General features: G+C 56.6%; 18 protein-coding genes and 3 pseudogenes. 8 read left to right on the top strand and 13 right to left on the bottom strand.

Annotated features, from left to right (window positions below):
* Positions 1-92 precede the first annotated feature (92 nt).
* Positions 93-1952: a transposase gene (locus P1Y20_RS18205; protein ID WP_304450110.1), complete on the top strand. Its 1860-nt coding sequence runs from the start codon at positions 93-95 to the stop codon at positions 1950-1952.
* 1036 nt (positions 1953-2988) lie between these two features.
* Here P1Y20_RS18205 and P1Y20_RS18200 read toward each other — a convergent pair.
* Positions 2989-3822, bottom strand: coding sequence for a GNAT family N-acetyltransferase (locus P1Y20_RS18200; protein WP_304450109.1), 834 nt, complete (start codon positions 3820-3822; stop codon positions 2989-2991).
* A gap of 232 nt (positions 3823-4054) precedes the next feature.
* On the opposite strand from P1Y20_RS18200, the gene P1Y20_RS18195 reads away from it, so the two are divergent.
* Positions 4055-5173, top strand: coding sequence for a hypothetical protein (locus tag P1Y20_RS18195; protein WP_304450108.1), 1119 nt, complete (start codon positions 4055-4057; stop codon positions 5171-5173).
* A gap of 3 nt (positions 5174-5176) precedes the next feature.
* Positions 5177-6247 (top strand): hypothetical protein, encoded by a 1071-nt coding sequence (locus tag P1Y20_RS18190; RefSeq protein WP_304450107.1) that lies wholly within the window; start codon positions 5177-5179, stop codon positions 6245-6247.
* Positions 6248-6547: 300 nt separating this feature from the next.
* On the opposite strand, the gene P1Y20_RS18185 is transcribed toward P1Y20_RS18190, so the two are convergent.
* The 4 genes from P1Y20_RS18185 to P1Y20_RS18170 form a co-directional block, all read right to left on the bottom strand.
* Complete coding sequence (locus P1Y20_RS18185) at positions 6548-7822, bottom strand: serine hydrolase domain-containing protein (protein WP_304450106.1); 1275 nt, start codon at positions 7820-7822, stop codon at positions 6548-6550.
* Positions 7823-8081: 259 nt separating this feature from the next.
* Entirely contained in the window at positions 8082-8492 is a 411-nt protein-coding gene (locus tag P1Y20_RS18180; RefSeq protein ID WP_304450105.1) for a PIN domain-containing protein, read from the bottom strand.
* Positions 8489-8737 carry an antitoxin VapB family protein gene (locus tag P1Y20_RS18175; protein WP_304450104.1) on the bottom strand — a complete coding sequence of 83 codons (249 nt, stop codon included), beginning with the start codon at positions 8735-8737 and terminating at the stop codon, positions 8489-8491. Before P1Y20_RS18175 ends, P1Y20_RS18180 begins: the two co-directional genes overlap by 4 nt.
* A gap of 479 nt (positions 8738-9216) precedes the next feature.
* Entirely contained in the window at positions 9217-10473 is a 1257-nt protein-coding gene (locus P1Y20_RS18170) for an orc1/cdc6 family replication initiation protein (protein WP_304450103.1), read from the bottom strand.
* A 543-nt stretch (positions 10474-11016) separates the two neighbouring features.
* Between P1Y20_RS18170 and P1Y20_RS18165 the strand changes: the two genes are divergently transcribed.
* Both P1Y20_RS18165 and P1Y20_RS18160 read left to right on the top strand, forming a co-directional pair.
* Positions 11017-11268, top strand: coding sequence for a type II toxin-antitoxin system HicB family antitoxin (locus P1Y20_RS18165; RefSeq protein WP_304450102.1), 252 nt, complete (start codon positions 11017-11019; stop codon positions 11266-11268).
* On the top strand, positions 11168-11575 hold the full coding sequence (locus tag P1Y20_RS18160) for a type II toxin-antitoxin system HicA family toxin (protein WP_368662200.1): 408 nt from the start codon (positions 11168-11170) through the stop codon (positions 11573-11575). The genes P1Y20_RS18165 and P1Y20_RS18160 overlap by 101 nt, the downstream gene beginning before the upstream one ends.
* On the opposite strand, the pseudogene P1Y20_RS18155 reads toward P1Y20_RS18160, so the two are convergent.
* From P1Y20_RS18155 to P1Y20_RS18140, 4 genes and pseudogenes are all read right to left on the bottom strand, one after another.
* A pseudogene (locus tag P1Y20_RS18155) lies at positions 11554-11754 on the bottom strand (zinc ribbon domain-containing protein); the annotation flags it as partial. The gene P1Y20_RS18160 and the pseudogene P1Y20_RS18155 overlap by 22 nt on opposite strands.
* Positions 11749-11988: pseudogene (locus P1Y20_RS18150) on the bottom strand (antitoxin VapB family protein); the annotation flags it as partial. The pseudogenes P1Y20_RS18150 and P1Y20_RS18155, both read right to left, overlap by 6 nt.
* 251 nt (positions 11989-12239) lie before the next feature.
* Entirely contained in the window at positions 12240-13451 is a 1212-nt protein-coding gene (locus tag P1Y20_RS18145; protein WP_304450100.1) for a Cdc6/Cdc18 family protein, read from the bottom strand.
* Between the two features lie 446 nt (positions 13452-13897).
* Positions 13898-14170: pseudogene (locus P1Y20_RS18140) on the bottom strand (PEP-utilizing enzyme); the annotation flags it as partial.
* Between the two features lie 41 nt (positions 14171-14211).
* On the opposite strand from P1Y20_RS18140, the gene P1Y20_RS18135 reads away from it, so the two are divergent.
* From P1Y20_RS18135 to P1Y20_RS18125, 3 genes are all read left to right on the top strand, one after another.
* Positions 14212-14571: a hypothetical protein gene (locus P1Y20_RS18135; protein ID WP_304450098.1), complete on the top strand. Its 360-nt coding sequence runs from the start codon at positions 14212-14214 to the stop codon at positions 14569-14571.
* 182 nt (positions 14572-14753) lie between these two features.
* Positions 14754-15410: a helix-turn-helix domain-containing protein gene (locus P1Y20_RS18130; RefSeq protein ID WP_304450097.1), complete on the top strand. Its 657-nt coding sequence runs from the start codon at positions 14754-14756 to the stop codon at positions 15408-15410.
* Positions 15411-15569: 159 nt separating this feature from the next.
* Positions 15570-15935: a DUF7344 domain-containing protein gene (locus P1Y20_RS18125; RefSeq protein ID WP_304450096.1), complete on the top strand. Its 366-nt coding sequence runs from the start codon at positions 15570-15572 to the stop codon at positions 15933-15935.
* Between the two features lie 420 nt (positions 15936-16355).
* On the opposite strand, the gene P1Y20_RS18120 is transcribed toward P1Y20_RS18125, so the two are convergent.
* From P1Y20_RS18120 to P1Y20_RS18105, 4 genes are all read right to left on the bottom strand, one after another.
* Positions 16356-16664 (bottom strand): PadR family transcriptional regulator, encoded by a 309-nt coding sequence (locus P1Y20_RS18120; protein ID WP_304450095.1) that lies wholly within the window; start codon positions 16662-16664, stop codon positions 16356-16358.
* Between the two features lie 307 nt (positions 16665-16971).
* Positions 16972-19128: a type B DNA-directed DNA polymerase gene (locus P1Y20_RS18115; RefSeq protein ID WP_304450094.1), complete on the bottom strand. Its 2157-nt coding sequence runs from the start codon at positions 19126-19128 to the stop codon at positions 16972-16974.
* On the bottom strand, positions 19112-19390 hold the full coding sequence (locus P1Y20_RS18110) for a DUF8156 family protein (protein WP_304450093.1): 279 nt from the start codon (positions 19388-19390) through the stop codon (positions 19112-19114). The genes P1Y20_RS18115 and P1Y20_RS18110 overlap by 17 nt, the downstream gene beginning before the upstream one ends.
* A gap of 3 nt (positions 19391-19393) precedes the next feature.
* A complete protein-coding gene (locus P1Y20_RS18105; protein WP_304450092.1) occupies positions 19394-20089 on the bottom strand; it encodes a hypothetical protein in 696 nt (231 codons plus the stop codon).
* Positions 20090-20175 lie beyond the last annotated feature (86 nt).

The raw sequence follows: 20175 nt of genomic DNA, 5'->3' as shown, positions 1-20175 counted from the left end.
CGTTTTAACCGGACGCCTTGGCGTTACTGCTGACCGCAAGCAGACGCCGAGTGGAACGGCAGAATCGCTTCTAGGAGCGAGGTGCTACGCGCATGCCCAGTGAGGGCGACGGCGATAACGTGGCGGAGCCGACCGCTCTCACAGATAGCGACATCGACTCCATCGTTGAAAATCTCGCCAAGCAGACCGAGGAGTTGTGTCTCATCCATGATCATATTACTCGGGTCATCGCCGCTCTCGACATCTCGGGCGACGTATTCTCGAACTACGACAATCCGAACGACGCCACGTTCTCTCTTGAGGGTATAGTCAAGCTGTTCCTATACAAAGAGGCGCTTGAAATCACGCAACAAGAGACCGCTGACCGTCTTCGTGGTTCGGCCTTCGTCTATATTCGATTTGATCTCTGTCGAGCGCCATCCCAAGGTGGGATTAGCCACTTCTGGCGTAATCGATTCACTCAACGTGAACGAACCGTCATCGAACGAAGTGCACACCGTATCCGTGAGTGCTGTACAGAACACGGTTTCATTGACACCACTATCCCCGCACTTGACCCGGAGGACGTGGTACCGGAGGAAGGAATTGGCGAAGACCAGATTTGTGAGGCCGTCAAACTCGCTACAGAACTTGGTTTCGACGAGTTCTCCGCAGGCCGGGCCTCGAATTTCAAATATCCACTGGAAGCGTTCTTCGAGCGACAGGGGTTCATGAACTTTTCAAACCTCTATACGACGTCACCCCAGCGAATGTTCGACAGGGAGAGCTACCGAACCGATACGCCTCACGGCTCAACCCACCATCGGACAATGAAGAAGGTCGCAACGCCGAACCCTGAAACCACGTTAGACGAGTACGAGGGCGGGCGGCGAACCCCAGAGTGGAAGCGGATTCGCGATACGATTCTCCCAGCGTTCCACCGGGGAGTCGAAAATCAACTAGACGGAATAGCGGGACGTGACCGGCAGGGGATTCGACAACCAGTTCACGCCGCACTCGACATCACAGTGTTCCCGTTCTACGTTTCACCGTTCCGTGATGAGGCCGAAATAGAGTGGAATGAAGAACCAGTCATCAGCAAGAGCGGCCGTGAGGTCTACCCGAAGGCGGACTACCCCGAGATGGTTTCCGGGGTCAAGGACTCAAACAAGAAAAAGACGGAGCGAGGGTACAAGTTCGCGACACTCACCATCGTTGGACCGGATACACCAATCGTCATCGGCATTGAACCAGTGCGAGACGAACGCTGGTGGGAGAAAGCCGACGACGATGTTGACGTGGAACGAACGTCTCGTGTCGAGGTTGTAGAGCGGTTGCTGGACCAAGCGGAACAACACGTCGAGATTAACAAACTGTTCTGTGACCGTGAGTTCGATGTTCACGTCATCAGAGATATCGTTGCCCATCGACACGAGGACAAGCCAGATATCGGTGGGGAGGCGCCGATTCAGTACGTGATCGGGAAATCGGAGAACTCGAACGAAGACACGATGAACATCGTCGACGTCATCGAGAACACGGTCTACAACTCCCGCATCGAGCACGTTGAGGGGTGGTACGGGGGACGGATGCACAAGCTCAGCATTATCTACGTGCCGGGACATGACGATGACGACAACGATGGGTACTCCATGTTCACCGTGAATGGATGGGTGGATGAAGACAGAGCGCAAGCGCTCGTCGGACAGTACCGCCAACGGTGGACGATAGAGAACCAGTACAAGAGCATCAAAGCACACTTTCTCCCGCAGACGGCGAGTACGGACTACCGTATTCGCTTCCTGTACTTCGTGATTGGAGTGATTCTCCACAACGTCTGGCGGTTAGCGAACTTCGTGTTGCGGGACGTAGTATCGGTTAATCTCGGTGAGTCGCCGCCGATGCCAGCGAAGGAGGTCGTCCAACTCATCGCGAAGTTCCTGTTCGATCCGGGGGACTCGGTCATGGTCTAACCTCAACCCGTAGCATTCCTGAAGAGCCGCGCGTAACGTCGGTTAACGCCAGTATCCAGCAATTTTACCGAGTGGCGGCTGCACTGAGCGGGTATCTAGCGTTGACGGACTGGATTGGTAAGAGCACCGACTAATAATCATCATCCAGCAGCAGTTGAGCCACGGGTTCGTTTGTAGAAATCGCCAAACGCTCAACCTCTGTGGAAGCCAGAAGTTCGGCGTTTGGAGTTCTATAAATCACACGCTCGGCGGACTGTGCTACTCGACAACTAGTCAGCGGTCGATGGCCGACCGGCACCGCTCTGACAGAAAGAGTCGGCTCTCAGCAACGCGCCTTGGGATGGCAGTCACCCATCCCTCGTCGATTGCCGGTATTGGTAGACACAGAGCGTGGGTCTATCGTTTGAGAGTGAAGACTGCCACTGTTCAATTGTCGCTCACTTTCGAATAGAGAATATCGTTCCAGAATAGCGCGCCCAGTATGATTGCACCAATCCCAAACAGAATAGAGAACAGTATTGGAGTATCTCCATACCGTGTTTGTGTAGTCTCGGATACTGGGACGGTACCCGTCGTCAGGAGTGGCCAGACGACGGTAATGCCGAGAGCAAGCGTACCTATCCCAATGAACACCAGCCCGCCTCTCCGATGGTCTTCCATGTACCATTATTCTTGATGGGCTGTATTAATTACTCGCCAATATACCATCTACTACCGGTCGAATCAGTGCTCCCGAGACAGTCGACCAGCAGTGAGGCTGCGAGAGTACCGAGCGAGGAGTCGAGAGCGCGGCGGTTTATAATTCACTTCGTTTAACTCGCGGCGAATATCTTCTGCGGACTGTGTTAGACTCGCGGCACGCGTCTATCAGCCGTTTCACTGCGGACCGACGGGAAACAAACCATCGCGTCGATTGCCGGTGTTGTTAGACAGAGAGCGTGAGTCTATTGGAAAGCTCGATGCTGGAGGGGGTGAGTGGTCGTCCGGAGCCAGCTGCACAGAGGCATGGGGGTGAAATGTAGAATGGTCGACTCAGTTACGGCCCGCGATTCTGCCATTCTTCAGGGATATCGCGCTTTTGGCCCGTAATACGACACTCAGTGAACTCTATCTGATCAGCACGGAGCTCAAGTGTTCCAATTCCACGGAGCAGCCGAAGCATGTTCTCGTTCGGGTTGTTAACCGTGTACAGCTGGTCCGCTGGTACTACGTCCTCACGCCACGCTTCTACGAATCCCGATCCGATTCCTTGCCTCTGTGCCGTTGGTAGAATGAACAGTTGGCCGAGTTCGGGGGTATCGCCCTCCCAATGCCACATGATGTACCCGAGACAGAGATCAGCATCAAAGCAGAGATGAGCCGACATCGTATCCGCGTTGTATGCGCGCCAGCCCGACTCGTCGCGTCGTATCTCGTGATTGAGCAGGTCAACGGCTGCTTGCTCTCTCCTCGTCTCAACTCGTTTCGCCCAGACCGTGTCGCTGACTCGATTACCAGCTACCTCCGGCGATTCACCGTTTAGTACCCATTCAGTTTCAAGCAAGATAGCGGGCTGTTGAATCCCGCTGTCAGTATCGACTGCGACAAGCTTCATGCAATCGTCGCAGAGATAAGCATCCCACTGGGCTATCTCAAATCGATAGTCCTGTCCGAGTGGGAGCGGGTCATCACAGGAATCACAGATGATTGCCCGACACGGCGCTTCTATGTGGGAGTCACCCGAGAATGTAGTCTCACATGAATCACACGTCACTTGACCTGCCATCGCGGTGAACGTCGGCTCACCACAGTCCGGACACCTAACAGCACGTGTCTCCACAGTCGTCTGCTCACCACCACCAATCAGCTCTATTCCTTCAAGTGAAGGCACAGTGTATGCCAAAGTGCATTAGAGAAATAACAATTGTGGAATGAAGAAGTTCTCGCCGGTCTTACCTGCTCGCAGCCGATTTACAGAGAACTAGCACAGACTCCGCTCTTGGGCTCCAATCTCGTGCGTCACTGAGAATCAAGAGGACTTAGAGAGTGAGACGGCCCAGTAACATTCATCGATAGTTATAACAGGACTGATGCTCCAGAGACACGTTGTCAACTGAACACACATGCACGTCCCTCAAGAGGTGTACGATTTAGAGGGCTTCTGTCAAGCGCTGCTTGACATCGATGAGTCCCACCTCTTCGAGGGACAGCACCTCCACCAGATCAAGACCTACTTCTATCTCACCGAGCACGACGACTGGAAAGCGTCGTTCGGCCAGAGCTATCAGGAGGAGGATTACGGCGAAATCACGAAGCTGACCCGCGAGTTCACCACGCGTTCGGGGGAGGCCGGTCGTGCCGTCTTCTACGCAGCGTACTACGAGGACGACCTGCTCATTATCTTCACCTCCGCGACCGAGGACGCCATCGATCAGACCCTCGAGAACTCCGTCAACGCCAGCAAGGAATTGGCTGAGATGCCCATCGTCCCCCGGGACTTCCAAAAGATGAACGAGATGGTGCTCTCGAAGTACGAGGAGGTCGACATCACCGAGTTCAAGTCCAAGCGCATCCCGGACCTCGCCGATGCCGAGATTCGTCCGGAGTACGATCGAACGATGGAGTACAAGGGCCGTGACGGCCGCCAGACACTGAAGGAGTTCAGACAGTACTACGGCGTCGTCCCGGTCCGAATCCAGTACGAACACGAGGACATCGCCCTCCGCATCGATACCAACGGCAAGTTCACGCTCATTCGCCTCAACAACGCGACCTTCACCCTCCTGTTCGAGCTCATCGAAGAGGTCCTCGACCACGTTCTGGACATCCAGGAGGTGAGTCAGGAGATTCGCTTTCGAACCGAGAAACGCCGGTCCGGAGACTTGGAGCTTGAAGTTCCAACAGTAACTGCTGGCCAAATCGAATTTCAGAAGTCGTTCAACCGACTCATGGCCGAGGAGTTCGTGCAGAACGCCGGCAACCGGTCTGATACACCGTTCACATTCACCGACGTCAGCATGGAGGCGGGGTCACTGGACTTTACGGCCACCGTGACCGACGAGCAGCGCAGTGCCTTCTTCAACATCAGTGCGACCGAAGATGCGATGCGCATCGTGCCGAAGCACAACTGCGCGTTCCCGTCACTGATTCGCTTCTACCAGCTGCTGACCGAGACCATCGACGAGAGCGCTCAAATCACACTGTTCGACGACGAATCTGCCTACAGTACGTCTGCTTCCTGAGCCATGGTCAACGTCGATCCTCCCGAGGACCTGCCTGACCATTGGACGACAGATTTCAGGTCGTACTATCGTGGGTGCATACGGGACAAGTACCGCAATTTTAACGAAGAGACATACACAGAGCGACTTCGCGACAACATCAGCGACGAAAAAGAACACCGCAAGCTCCTCAACCTCTGTGTCTTCCCGTTCACGACCCGTGCGCCGCCGGCAGGCTACAAATTCCTCCGAGCAGACCCGCTTGAGGAGCTCGGCGTCCCGAACTTCGACTTTCTGCTCTGGGATTTCGAAGGACAAGCGGTCTTCGGTGAGGCGAAGTCGAGCATCGGGAAGGGCGCAAAGAGCCTAGTCAACGAGGTCGAGAAACAGCGGGAAACCGTCGAGGAGCACAGGGACTACATCGTTGAGCACTACCTCGGTGAGGAACCACGGAACATTGAGTACGTGCTAGCGACCTTTGCCAGCGATGCGAATGACATCACAGAGAAGGTCATTGAAACCGGTGTGGAGGTCGTCACCTGGGGCGTTCACCAGATGCGCAAGCGAGTCTCTGTAAACTCGATTCTGCCTGACCAACTACCGGAGGGAGAAGACCTGGAAGATACGCGGCTGCGAATCCAACACTCGAACCATTCTCTCAATAGTGCGCTGAAGAAGGCAGACACCTCCACGGGCGGATTCAATGTCTTCCCAGAATCCCACCCTGTCACGCAGCTTCGGACGATAATCTCATCTCGAAGCAAGCACAGTGGACACTGCTATGTCGACAAGGAGACGATTCACTCGACGATCGACGAGGACCTCTTCTACGTCTCAGAGGACGTGTGTGAGGAGATTATCGCGAATATCATCCAGATGGCTCAGACCATCAACTTCTTGCGCAGGGAACCAGATGGCCCGGCAGACTTCAAAATTGTCTCTCGATACACCAACAGCCGGGGTCTCGAGAAAACGCTCGAACAGAAGTGGTGCCAATATCAGGTGCAGCAGAAGCGCGAACAGATGCAGGAGGAGTGTTATGAGCAAGCCACCGAAGAGGTCGATCAGCAGAAGGAACTAAGCGAGTATTACTGAAATTGGCTGGTCGAGGATACTAGTCTTCGGCGATATCTGTTTGAATGCTCTGTTCAGTTCCCTGTCCAAACCCGCCAAAGTTCTCAACTCGAGGACTACTCGATACACCCGCGGCACGTCTCTATAACTGCGTCATTCTGAATCGCTCTTAAGACTCTTGCATACCTTGCCGGTGTTGTTAGATACAGAGTATATATTTCGCAACCCGGCCGCGACCATCACGAGTAAAGCAAGAGCCAGGTAGGCGACAGCAATCTGCCGGGAACCTGTATTCGCGGCGTTATCGAATTATTCAGAACGTCAGAGTCGGGTACGAGGTGAATCCGTCTCCGAACTCCGGCGTTCGATGCACTCGTAGACGGCTTCCCTGAGTGCCACCTCCCGGGGGTCGTCCTTCAGGTGGAGGCCCAATCGGTTGGGTGTGTAGGCAAAGCCCAGTTCCACGTCGGGGTCCGCGAACCCGAACGAGCCGCCGGCGCCGGGAGTACCGAACGAGGCATCTGAAGTCCCGAACCGGAAGTCGGGCGACGGTTTCGAATACCCCATCGCGTACGCCGTCTCCATGCCGATGACGACGTCCCGCCGGTCACCTGACGGCGGCAACGGGGGGGCGGTCAATTCCGCGAACACGTCCTTGTCGAGACCCAGCGCCTCGCCGCCCGTCGCGAGTTCACCATACAGCCGTGCCATCGCGCGGGCGGTCCCGATGCCGTTGCCCGAGGGAATCTCCACCGCACGGAACGCCGGACTGTTCAGGTCGGCCGGACGTCGGGTATCGAGCACATTCAGCGCCCGATTCGTCACCGACCACGGGTTGAAGAACGACAGGACGAACCGCGGCGACAGTGTCCGGAGGTTCAAGAGCATATCCAGATACCCAAATGCATCGAGGTCCGCCACGCGGTCGGTTGGAATCTTCTCGGGAAGCCCGATGTAGAATTCCAGGCCGAGCGGCTCGGCCACCTCCTCGGTGAAGAACTGGCCCAGCGTCCGTCCGTCGGTGTGTCGGAGCAGTTCGCTTGCGTACCAGCCCAGTGTGAACGCATGGTAGCCGTGGCGGGTGCCGGGCACCCAGTCGAGTTTCTCGCTCGCGAGCAGGCCCGAGAGGAACTCCGTGTCGGCAATCTGCTCCGGCGAAAGGCGCCCATCGAGCGTCGCGAGCCCTGCCTGGTGACTCAGCAACTGTCGGACCGTGACCTCACCCTTCCCGTGCTGGGCGAACGCTGGCCAGTGGTCGGCGATGCGGTCGTCGAGTGCAAACAACCCCCGCGAGAGCGCGACAGCGATGGCCGCCGCCGTCATCCCCTTCGTCCCCGAGGCCACGAGGACCATCGTGTCGGCCTCCCACGGATGCTCGTGGTCGGTGTCCCGGTAGCCACCCCAGAGGTCGACGACGAGCTCGCCACGAGAGTAGACGGCAACCGCCGCCCCCAATTCGTTGCGGTCGTGAAAATTCTCCGCGAACACTTCACGGACAGGCTCGAAACCGGGCTCGACAGTGCCATGGATTGTCACGGCGTCCGCGAACGGCACGTTAACGTTTGGCATACCATCAGATACGTCCTCTGAAAGCATAACCGTGGAGTCGATAATTGTCTGGGCGATTGACCGACTCGCGCTCTGTATACAGCATAGCCTCCCTAAACTATCAGTCTCGGAGGATTTCAACAGAACCACTCTATCATACTGAGTGTCGAGCCCGTGACCGACGCGCAGTTCTAACTAACGGCTGTTTCAGCGGAGAAAGTGTCGAGCCAATAGGATTTCAACAAAGCCGCGCCGTCAGAAACAGACGCGCAGCAGGACTCGATTGTGGTGAGTTAGAGCAGCTTCGCTACGCCGTACGCTCTCTGTACTCTTCGACCTTGATGACCGCTTTCGTCTGGGGGTGCGTGAGATCGCCGTCACCGGAGACGACAGGGGCATCGAGTTCACGACCAACCGCTGCGATGAGTCCGTCGGGCCCATCGAGATACGGACCACCAGGAGCGATTTCGTCAGCAATCTCTCCAGCGATGACAGCTGTTCGCTCATCGACTGCGTATACCTCCGCCCATGACAGCGCAGCATGGGCGTCACTGACATCTCCATTCGGAAGGTTCCCCTCCCCGACGAGTACCTCTGCAAGCGCTGGGACAGGAATCACCCACCGTTCGTCAGCGCCGCCACTCGCCTCGTAGAATTCACGCGTCTCCACGCGTCCGTCAAGGTAATCGATGAGAAACGAGGCATCGAGAACTTTCATGTCCCGTTCTCAGCCCGCTCTCGCATCCGCCGTTTCCGATCGTCCTTCGCCTTCGCTCGCTGCTCGCGAACGGTCGCTGCGTCCTCGTCCGACCACCGACCGAATCCATCGTAGAAGTCACCAGGCTCGTTCTCTGCGAGCAGCCGCTCAAGCACATCGTTGTAACTCTCGCGCCGTCGCTTCCGGCGTTCGAGCTCGCGCTTGACCCGATCACTCACCCGGATCTGTTCGTCGGCGGTTCCCATGCGTTGACATTCGCGTTGACGCTACTTCGTCCTTTGGTTTCTTACCAAACAGTACAGTCAATGTCTGTTCTATCGTTTGGTAAGAACAATTCGGGCGAGTAAGAGCGGACTGAAACAGAGTTTCATACTGGCCAGTGTCAACACATTCGAACATGGTGTCAGGATGCCAGAGGGATTTGCTATGGAAAGTCAGACCATCTCCCTACTGATTAAATAGCTATTCATTCGCTGATGAGATGGGAATCCGTTCAACTATCAGATAGAATGTCAGACACACCACTTTTGCCAGTAAAATCGGTGCCCTGTATCCTCCTATGTATAACTGGAAACGGTGGTGATTACATAACTGGTCATAGGGACATCAGTTCAAAGTTACTGGCAACACTGGAGAGGGTATTGGAAATACTGGCACTAGTGGTTGGCGGTTACTGGCAGAGGTGGAGAGGGTATTGGCAGTACTGGTGTTATGGGTCCGGAACTCACTCCAAGACTCGATGCCGCTTCGCAGTCGCACGAATATCATCGAGTTCTCCCAGCTCGCTCTCGAGTGCATCTAAAGCCGACGACAGAGAGACGTCTAGTTCATACTCGTTGTAGTTCCCACGCCCACCTGACGAATCGACTAATCGTAGGATTCCATGGAGACTCAGATCCGACAAGTGATCGTGTACTCGTCTACGTTTGAGTGGTTCACTGCCGTGAGTACGGAGCACCTCCCGATACCGTTCATAGATTAGCTTCGTCCGTTCAGGTGTTTCTCCCTTGGCCGCCAACTGGCAGACTGTTAATAGTACATACTGCCCCTGTCGCGTCAGCGAATGCATCCCTTCGACAACCTGTTGTCGCTGGATCTGATGTTCGGCCTCACGGACGTGCTCTTCAGTTACCTTTGTCTCCTTCCCAGCGATTGCTTCGTTCTCCGCGATATCAGCTGCTTTTCGAAGCAACCGGAGCGCTTGCCGGGCCGATCCCGAGTCCTGTGCAGAGAACGCCGCGCACAACGGAATTACGTCCGATTCGAGAACATCGTCGTAAAGCGCGATATCGACTCGTTGTTCGAGGATGTTCTGCAACTCAGTTGCATCATAGGGGGGGAACAGAATCTCCTCTTCACAGAGGGTATCTTTGACCTTTGGAGAAAGGTTTTCTCGGAACTTGAAATCATTCGAGATACCGACGACGCCAATTTTCACGTCTAGGTCCAACTGTGAACGTGCTCGCGGAAGCTCGTACAGAATATCGTCGTCTGAGCCGATATTATCGATCTCGTCTAGCACCACCAGAATAGTCCCACCAATAGCCTCCAGATCGTCATAGAGTTCGTTGAAGATACGCTTTTGCTGGTAGCCCGTTTCGCTCATGGGTTCGCGTGTAGACGAGACAGTAGTGAGAGGATGAGAAGGGGAACGAATCTCGTTCACAAGGTTGACCGCCACCTGATAGGATGTAGTACAGCCTGTGCAGTTCAGCTCGATAATGTTGAGGTCAACGTCGTCGTAGTCCTCGGCTGACTCTTGCAGTTCCTCAAGAAGATCGTGAGTTGCAGCGGTCTTCCCCACCCCGGTAACCCCATAGAGAAAGACGTTGTTCGGTTGCCAGCCCTGGATGACGGGGCGGAGAGCAGCTGCGTATTCGTCAAGTTCCTTATCCCGCTCCTCGAGCGTCTCCGGCTGGTAATCATCCCGGAGGACATCCTTGTCCTGGATAATAAACGATTCACGACTGAATCGGCCCATGGATGGACTCAGACGAAGGATAATTATAAAACCATGGGTTCCAGTATCGCCACTAACCCACCACACTTGCCAGTTATGCCAGTTTTACAGTGGCTTATAAACCACACACACACCACTTTTGCCAGTAGATTACCTCACAATACCTAGTGGGAATCGACAAGCCCCCCATTACTAGCCGGTATCTTTAATATAACAGACATCGAAAGAGTCCTTACTATGTACTAGCGAGTCGGCTAGTATTAGTAAGTTGGACAAGCTAGGTTTGTAACCACTTCTGTCTCTCTTCGTTACTGGCAATAGTGGAGTGTGTGTGGTACTTAAACAACTACCTTACTGGCAATACAGGCACCTGTGGTCTCGTTCCCCGAGACTGCCAAGAGGGTCGTGAATTCCTGTTTCCTTACCGGGACGACAGTCTACGTTTTCGCGATCGATTCTCTAGGGTCTGTGCGGTTGGTGGTTTCACTTTGGCTAGTTTTGAAGGCTGAATCTCTACCTCGCCTGCCGGTGGGTTCTATACCGCGTGCGACCGAACTCGTGTATATGAGTACCGGTCGGGAGATACGCCTCGTCGAGGAAGACAACGGGTGGGTGGGCACTGATGTCAGTGCCGGCGTCACGAGTCAGGGTGAAACACGGAACGAGGCACTGGAGCAACTCGACGACGCAATCGCCGGCGTCGAAGGGGCAGGTCATGAGCCGACCGATAACGAGCTACGTGAGCTCGGCATCGATCCAGATGAGAACCGATCCCGGAAGGAATCCCCCGACGACGTCCCTGACGTCTTGCAGTGACTCGTGGATGGTTTCTCGCGATTTCTCCGGTAAAGATGTCATTACGGTCCTCTGTAACACTGGAAACTTCTGGGTGGGCCGGATTACTGGTGACCACTACATTTTGAAGTGGGAGCATCCGGATGGTCCGGATGTCGAGCAGCGTACTGTGGTCGTTCCCTACCACGACCGTCTCCGGACAGGAACACTGCGCAGTATTGCGGAGCAGGCCGGCGCAAACGACTTCGGTCACCTTCTCCGCTCTAAAGGGCGGAGCTTGTCGGTGGACTCCCGTTCTGGCCGACCCTACTGGGTGGCAGGCGAGTAGCCGCCATTCACGTTCAGCGTCCCCGACTTTAGGGCGAGGTGACGTGTCGCCCCTCCGTGCGGAGACTTTTGCCCCGCACGGAGTAGCCGAAACCCGACGTTCTTCGCCGCGTTGTAGTCTGCGTTCGCTTCGTACCCACACTTCACACAACAGAACTGAGCCTGCGACGGACGGTTCTCAGTCCGCTCTCGCATCCGTCGTTTCCGATCGTCCTTCGCCTTCGCTCGCTGCTCGCGAACGGTCGCTGCCTCCTCGTCCGACCACCGACCGAACCCATCGTAGAAGTCACCAGGCTCGTTCTCTGCGAGCAGCCACTCGAGCACATCGTCGAAACTCTCGCCCCGTCGCTTCCGGCGTTCGAGCTCACGCTTCACCCGATCACTCACCCAGATCCGTTCGTTGGCGGTTATCATGCGTTGACACTTGTGATGACGCTACGTCGCCGTTTGGTTTCTTACCAAACAGTAGAGTAGATTCTGGTTCTATTGTTTGGTAAGACAGGTGCTCAGCTATATGATAAGATATGCAGAGAGATGCCCACAGCGGTTTCGGTCATCCATTAGAGAGTTAGTCTACCCACATCGCAATGACTACCACTGATTTCTAGTGGTTTTTCTCTGATCCATTCAGGGAGACACCACCGTTTCCTGAGAAATACATCAACCTACTGACTTGCTTCGCTCAACTGCGTCGGGATATCCTCCAACCGGCTAATTTCCTGCAGCACAGCCACCACTGACTCCAAGTCAACATTCAACTCATATTCGTAATAGCTGCCGCCGTGGAATCCATCATTCCGCTGAGATACCTGCAGGAATCCGTGAAGCGATAACTCGCTCAAGTGATCACGGATACGACGCTCGCCCAATGCATCCACATCTACTCGCTCTGCATACGTCACATAGCGGTCGTAGATTTCCTGTGTACGGACGGGGGCTACATTAGTTATCTCGAAGGCTGAAACCGCACACAGTACCAGATGTCCCTGCGTCGTCAACTCACGCATCCCGTCTTCTAACTGGTCGCGTTCCAACTCGGTTTGGGCCTGTCGAACATGGTCATCGACAACCTCGCGGTCATCATTCGCTCGAGCCAGCTCACCGGCTTTGTGCAGCAGACGAAGACCTTGCCTTGCAGACCCGCTATCCTGAGCTGCAAATGCTGCTGCCAGCGGCACAACATCACCACTCAACACGTTTTCGTGAAACGCTTTCTCCGCCCGGTCGCCGAGAATCGCTCCTAATTCTTCGGCATCATATGGCGGAAAATGGATCTCCTCCTCGCACAGCGTGTCCTTCACTTTCGGACTCAGGTTATCTCGGAATGTGAAGTCGTTCGAGATACCGATGATACCCGGCCACACATCGTCAACATAGCCATTGCTCTCGGCTCGAGGCAACTCGTACAGGATGTCATCGTTCGATCCGATGTTATCGATTTCGTCGAGTACAATGAGAACAGTTCCGCCAAGTTCGTCGAGCTCACGGTACAGCATGTTGAACACGTCCTGCTGCGGATACCCGGTCGTGGACACAGATTCGGTCGGGCCACGAAGCTGATTGAGTAGGTTGACTGCGACCTGGTAACTACTGGAGATGTTGTTGCATGGCTGCTTGATCACGTTCAGATCGATATCATACGATTGAGCGTCCTGCTGCAAGTGATTGAGCAGATAGTTCGTGGCCACGGTCTTCCCGACGCCAGTCTTACCGTACAGAAAGATGTTCTTCGGCGGCGCTCCGTTGATCACCGGCTGTAAGGCGTTCTGAAATTTCTCGAGCTCTTGGTCACGTTCTTGAATCTGCTGTGGCTGATAGTTTTCACGCAACGGGTACTCATCCGCGAAAATGTTCTCATCCGGCGTGAACATCGCCATGACAGACGCTCACGAACCGGTAGGTGATAAAGACCGGTAGTTCCTCAGCGTCCGGAGTGTCCGCTGTTTCCCGAGCCCGTTGCAATTTTATACTAGAACGCAGATTCGAGCGGACAGTCAGACACCACCATTTCCTGAGCTCTCGTCCACACCTTCACCCGTCGTTGCAGATGCGAACGAAGAATAACGTATGCAAATCTTTAAGATAACATCGGTATAACCACATCTGCAAACCACTCGTTGGGATGACAGTAGCAGTCAATATCTAGAGGGGAAGCGTGGATTTCGTCGAGTAGCCGGTCTCTCGTGGGAGGGCTCAGGAAACGGTGGTGTCTCTCTGTCCCCGTCCTACTTGGTTGGTTTAATCGACGAAGGCTCCATCGCCTCTGAAATTAGGAATCGCCGCTCTTGACGACCGTTGCTGTCCACGGCCCGTCGTGTGCGAGTCATTCGATGAGCTCGACGCGTCCAGTACTCCCGTCGACGCGGACGCGTTGACCGGTCGTGATCCGTCGAGTGGCATCCGGTACCGAGACGACGGCCGGCAGGCCGTATTCACGGGCGACAAGTGCGCCGTGACGTATCCGGCCGCCGACTTCGGAGACGAGACCGGCGGCGTTCAGAAACAGGGGCGTCCAGCCCGGGTCGGACGACGGTGCAACGAGGACCTCGCCCTTCTCGATCGTCTCCTCGCTCGGATCGCGAACGACCCGAGCGACTTCCATTTATCCCACCCCATTCCAGGTGTATTCGTACGATTGTGACCCTCACAGTGTACAATGCGACGCTGGTGGCCCACGAGAACGGCGACGTCTTCAACTACATCCACCTAGTCATCGACGCTGACCAGGAGGGTGACCGCCAAACCACTGAGATAGAGATTCACGTCCCCAAAATCGGTGAACCCACGGTCGAAGAACCGATATGGGTCGACCGGGCGCGGCGACTCGAGTATAATCGAATGAGTTGCTTTCGTACGAAGACATTCACTATCTCGATTACGGCGAATGGTGTGGGAAACCACACTGGGAGTGTCAGAGGCCCCACCTGTTGTGTGGCCGCCCACAGCTACTTACACCGGGATCAAGTCGATCCCCACCTTCTCTTCACCCCGAAGTAAGCACGCAAACGAATGTCCAGTACATCCATAACCGATTCCTTCGCTCTCGAAGGGACGTAATACCCGGGGGATAGGTACTCCAGCTACAAGGGTCGTCGTAAACGAGCACGGTGAGCACGCTGTCGAGTAAGCGATTCATGACACCGGTCGACTTTAACGGACGGGTGACGGAGTAACGTGACATGATCGTTATCGTTGACATCAGTATCCCAGCCGACCAATTTCCGCTCGGCCGGGTTCTCGACGCCTTTCCGGACGTCGAAATCGAACTGGAGCGGCTGGTCCCAATGCACGAGGCGATTATCCCACTCTTCTGGGTCTCCGACGGTGACACGGACGCCATCGAGGAGACGCTCCGGGCGGACCCCGTCACGAAATCGGTTACGCAACTCACCCGGGCCGACACGCGTACTTTGTACGAGGTGGAGTGGAGCACCGAGGTGAACGGCCTCGTCCAAGCGCTACTGGCGACCGATGCACAGCTACTCGCAGCCGAAGGGACGGCCCGAGTCTGGGACTTTCGCATTCAATTTCGGAGTCGAGGCGACCTGACACGGTTCCGTCAGGCGTGCGAAGAAAGAGGAATCTCGCTGACACTCCGCCGCCTCTACAACCCAACCCTTCCCGAACAGAGTGGAAGCCTCTCGGACGAACAGTACGAGGCACTCATGAGTGCCTATAAGACGGGGTACTTTGACGTCCCCCGAAGTAGCAACATGGGTGATCTCGCCGCCGAATTCGGTGTGAGTGATAGTGCGTTCTCCCAGCGCATCCGTCGGGGTATCTCCGCACTCATCGCCGATACCCTCATGCCGGAGTTCGGCTCGAGCGAGCGGTGACTGACCACGGGTCTTGGACCCAAATACCCCATAGTACGAGCGAAGGGCGGCAGGTCGACGAGTAAAAAAAAAGAAATCTTCTGTGACGAAGTATCCGTACAGTAGTAGACTTTGCCACCGAAGGGAAGTTATGTACGGATGGAACCCCGACTCACAGGTATGGAGCGAGACGGGCACGTATCAGTTGATGATATCTTCCAGTTACTGAGTCACAACCGACGTCGGCTCGCGCTCCAATATTTCAAGCAATATCACAACCCTATTGCACTCGACGATCTCGCGTTCCGGATCGCTCGGTGGGAACAGCCCCCCGCAGCCACACCTGCACGAGTAGAGGTCGACCAGACCCGAACAGCCCTCCAGAAGACGCACCTTCCAATGTTCAGTGAAATGGGATTCATCGAGTACCAGACAGTCAATCAGACGATTCGGTGTAACGATGCGACGATCAGCGCTGCAATGGAGAGTGCAATCAACGTGATCGGATTTTTGTTCGATGAGAGAAACGCTGCAGGCGACGAGTGACTAGTTGTGGTGTCCAGAGCGGCCGACAGTGACTGCCCAACCGCGGGACCTCCGTCGAGAGGTATATGAGTGACCGTATCGGCGCTCGGTAACGTTCGACCCCCTCGCTGAAACGAGGCTGACGTTCCCATTCACCGACGACGCCGTCGCTCGCCGGAGACGCCGGGGGAACCCCCCGCTCGTGTCGTACCCATTGCTGTGTCGACCTCATGGTCGGCAGCGTTCTAACGGATGCTCCTACCGATGTCTCGGTCGTCGGCAGCGACCGTCTCGACGTTACTGAGTGGATGCGTCGTATTTCATCCTGAGCGGAGGAAGGTGGTGAGGGTACGTTTCTACTTCTGAGGTCCCCTCGTGGTTCCGTCGGCGGGCGTTTTCAGTGCTATAGGGCCTTGTGCCGCCAGTATCCCCTCCGATCAGTCACTGTCCCCTGGGGTTCAAAGTGGGTTCCTCTGCGATGTATGAGTCTTCCCATTCGTGGCGAGACGTCAGTGCCTGGCGGCCTTTCTCGGCGAGCCTGTACCAGTTTGTGCGACGGTCGAGTTCTCCCTTCTCGACGTATCCCGAGTTGACGAGCGTGTCGAGGTTCGGATACAGACGACCGTGCGTGATGTCGTCCCCTGTTTGATCCTCGAGTTCGCTTTTAAGCTCCTGACCTGATGGCTTGTCAAAACCGGCGATTACGTACAGGAGGTCACGTTGGATTCCCGTAAGTTCGAAGAGATCCATATTCTGTCGTCTTGCGCCAGGGGTATTGTTAGCAGATAAATTATCTACCACCCAAATTGTTAGGCGATATAATAGGTTATTTGGGCCTAGTTAACACACGAAACCACTCAACCAACAACTCTGGCTGACGACCGAATTACTGTTAACTGGTCTCTATGTAGTTAGCGTCGTTCTCACTCGACATACCCGCTGAACCCATGTGTCATCTAATGTTTTGAGAGACTTCGTCTTGGCCCGCTCAACGGGTCAAACGATGTCGGTGCGTCTCATTGTGGACTATTCTGCCTTGCTCGGTTGTTGGTTCAAATCAGAATGAGTTGAGAGATACGTCCTCATAGGTGGCGAGATACGATTGAATCTCTCGTTCTCGCCAGCCTAGTGGAGTGAGCACGCTCTCCGCTGCTCTGACGAGCAGTTGCTTGTAGAACTCGACGTCATATTCACCTGTCTCGACCTCACTGGCGAGTCGCACTCGCTCGCGCCCTGTTCGGGAGGCATCGACGACGACATACTGGACTGATTGCCCGGGATACACTGGAAGACCGGTGTCATCGGCCCTTTCAAGCACGGCAACCGCCCGGGTCGCCTGTTGATATGCCTCGCGGGGTTTCGAGGTCCGCTGGTCGATGACTAACTGCTCAGGTGAGACAGCGCCGCGGTCGAGTGTCCCGAGGTGTCCCCGGAGCCGCTGGCAGACGATATCGAAGGCGTCGCCCGGCCACTCCTCGACTGAGAGGTGAGCAAGGTGTGCATCCAGCGTCCGGACGAAGTCTCGCTGGACCGACGCGACGAATGGGGGTGTCGAGCGCTGGCGACACTCGATACCGCGATATTTGAACGCCCCATTGTCCGCACGGTCGACACCCACCCGCTTTCCGACGTACTTGGTGAGTGCCCCTGCTTCGGATGAGCGCTGCGGGAGGAGCATGAGCCAGTCGTAGGCTGCTTCGTACTCGAGAGTGATTCCCGACTGCTCGGTAATTTCCGCGGCGACCGCATCGAGCGGACGTGGCTCGTCGACGCGAGGCGTCACCCAGAGCGAATCGACGATCCCGTGCAGGACGCGCCAACCGGCTGTTTCGAGTGTGGTCTTCGCGTCCAGCAGGATATCGCGAGCGATGGCGTTGATCGCCTCGTGGACTTCGATGCGGCCGAACTTCGCGTTCGAGAACCCCTGATAGCCGAAACACGAGACGAGTATCCACTTGATGGCCGCCGAGCGGCCTTCCAGCGTCGCGCGCTCTGCGGGGTCGTCTGTCTCGGCAATCCGTTCCTTAATCGCCGCCCGGTCGTCAATGAGCGGCTGGAGGACATCTGGCAGGTAACCCTCGGTATCACACACTGAGTAGCCGAGGTCCTCCAGGTCGACGCGGTCCGGGTGGCAGTCACAGCGGACGGTCTCGGGCGAGAGGTTGCGCGTGCAGATGATGTTCGGGTACAGGGAGGCAAAATCGAGTTCGTGAACGTCGGCATGGAGGCCCACAGCAGGCGAGAGCGTCACCCCCCCACGGTCGGCGGCGTGGAGCTGGCGCATCGTCTTGAAGCGTTCCGGTCGCCACGCCTTCCACTGAACCAGGACGTTGCGCCGAGTCGCCTCGCGGATCTGAATGGCGGTCAGGACGTTGCCGATCGACGCCCAACCGAGTTCTTGCAGCGGCTTCCCCGACCGTTCGACGAGGTCGAGACACCCGTCGAGGCCGGCTTCGTGCCAGACGAAGGCGTTGGACTCGTCGAGGATTACTCTCCCCGGAATGTTGTAGCGCGCTGGTGAGTGACCAACCCGCCCATAGCTTTCGTATGTCGACCGCCCGGCGAGTCGTTGATACCCAGGACGCCGTCCGAGGCAGAACGGCTGGTCGTACCCCTCTGCGGTGTCGAAAAGCGTCGGGACGACGTCCCCGGTGTTGACCACTAGCATGTCGGGGTCGACCGTCTGGACGTGCTCTTCGACGGTCGTGAGGAGCTCCAGTGGGCTGCCGGTGTACTCTTCGCCGTCGATCGTGAGGCACTCGAGCTCGCCAGCAGCGATCTGTCGCTGGGGGATGGAGAGCGAGAGCGTCGTCGGCCTCCGACAAGGGAGAGCGCTCACATTTCGCTCGAGACAGTAGCGAAATTCCCGTGAGAAGTCGACGTTGAACAGGCGGTAGTCACCGGGGGGGCCCTGCCGGGCGACGAACCACGCCACCTCCTCGACGGCCTCCAGGTCGGTGACGGCGATGTGCAGGACGGGCTGCTCGCCGTATCTGAACCCTGGTCGTTTCATCGTCAGTCGCGTTCCGGTGACCTGTGGTAGGGATTCAACCCTGTCGTCTAATTTGAGCAGCGCGGTCTCGTCAGATGTCCCAGGAGGTGTGCTCGCGTACAGCGACGGGGTGAAGTGCGGGTTGTGCTTGGCGACCGCTCCGTCAGTGGTGAGCTCCCACTCGAGGACTCCCTCGTCGAGGTAGTCAATTTTGAACGGCATCGTCCTCCGGTTGGTCGACGTCGTCGATCCGCTCCTCCAGAGTGGTAAGACGCCGTTCCTGTTCGAGGGCGATCGAGAGGAGAATCGGCTGGTAGGGGTCCCGTTGGTTCACCACGCCTGCAGCATCGGCGTGCGCAGCGGCCTGGTCGATGAGCCGATCGAAATGGGGCTGGTCACGTCGACGGAGTGTGCGTCGATAGGGCTGCCAGCGGGCTTCGAACGCCCGGAGCTGATCGCGAAAGGTGGGGTTGGTGCGGCCCATCCGTTACCCCACGACCGGTGCGACTTGGTTCGAGTGCGTGTATAGTGCCTGACGATCGGCGAGCACTTGTTGCCAGAACGCGAGGGTCGTCTGGACCTGCCCTCGACCGACGGGATAGACAAGTGTCTCGAACGCGTTCCCCGTGAATCGAGGTCCATACTGTGTCTCTTCGTACTTGAGGCACTCACTGGCGGCTCGCTCGATTGGCGCCGCGAATTCGTCGGCTGTGGTCCGGGTTACGAGTACCGGGACGTCGTGCGTCCGAGCAATCGTCGAGAGCTGGGCGACCGCACGAAGCAAGAGCCGCTGGCCTTCATCATCTTGACACTCGCTCTCGCGGTAGAAGCGGTCGACCGCTGGACAGACCACGAGCGTCGTCTGTGCCGTGACGCGCTCGGCGAGTTCGTCGATGAGCGAGGCGTGCTGGTGTGGTGTGAACGCCCGGGCGACATTAATCCGCTCGAGAGAGCGTTCGCTCGGGACGAGGCTGGCGAGGGGGTGCGTCGAGGCACACCCGCCGACGTCCACCCACTCGATACGCCCTCGATTGAGCAGGAGGTGGTCGACGACGAGCGCCTGGATGACGCGTGCGGTCTGCCGGCGCGAAGCATCGGGAGCCTCGAGGAGAGAGATGCCTGACTGGAGCGTTGGCAACGCGGGCGTGACGTCCTCCGTCTGGTGGGTCTGGTCGGGTCGCATACCTCCTGAATCACTGCGGCGTGGTATAGCGCGAACCGGGTGCGTGCCAGATGCACCATATCACGGCGAATGTGGCGATTTCAGAG

This window comes from Halomarina ordinaria, from assembly GCF_030553305.1.
Classification (GTDB): domain Archaea; phylum Halobacteriota; class Halobacteria; order Halobacteriales; family Haloarculaceae; genus Halomarina; species Halomarina ordinaria.
This window is presented reverse-complemented; position numbering and strand designations above follow the sequence as displayed.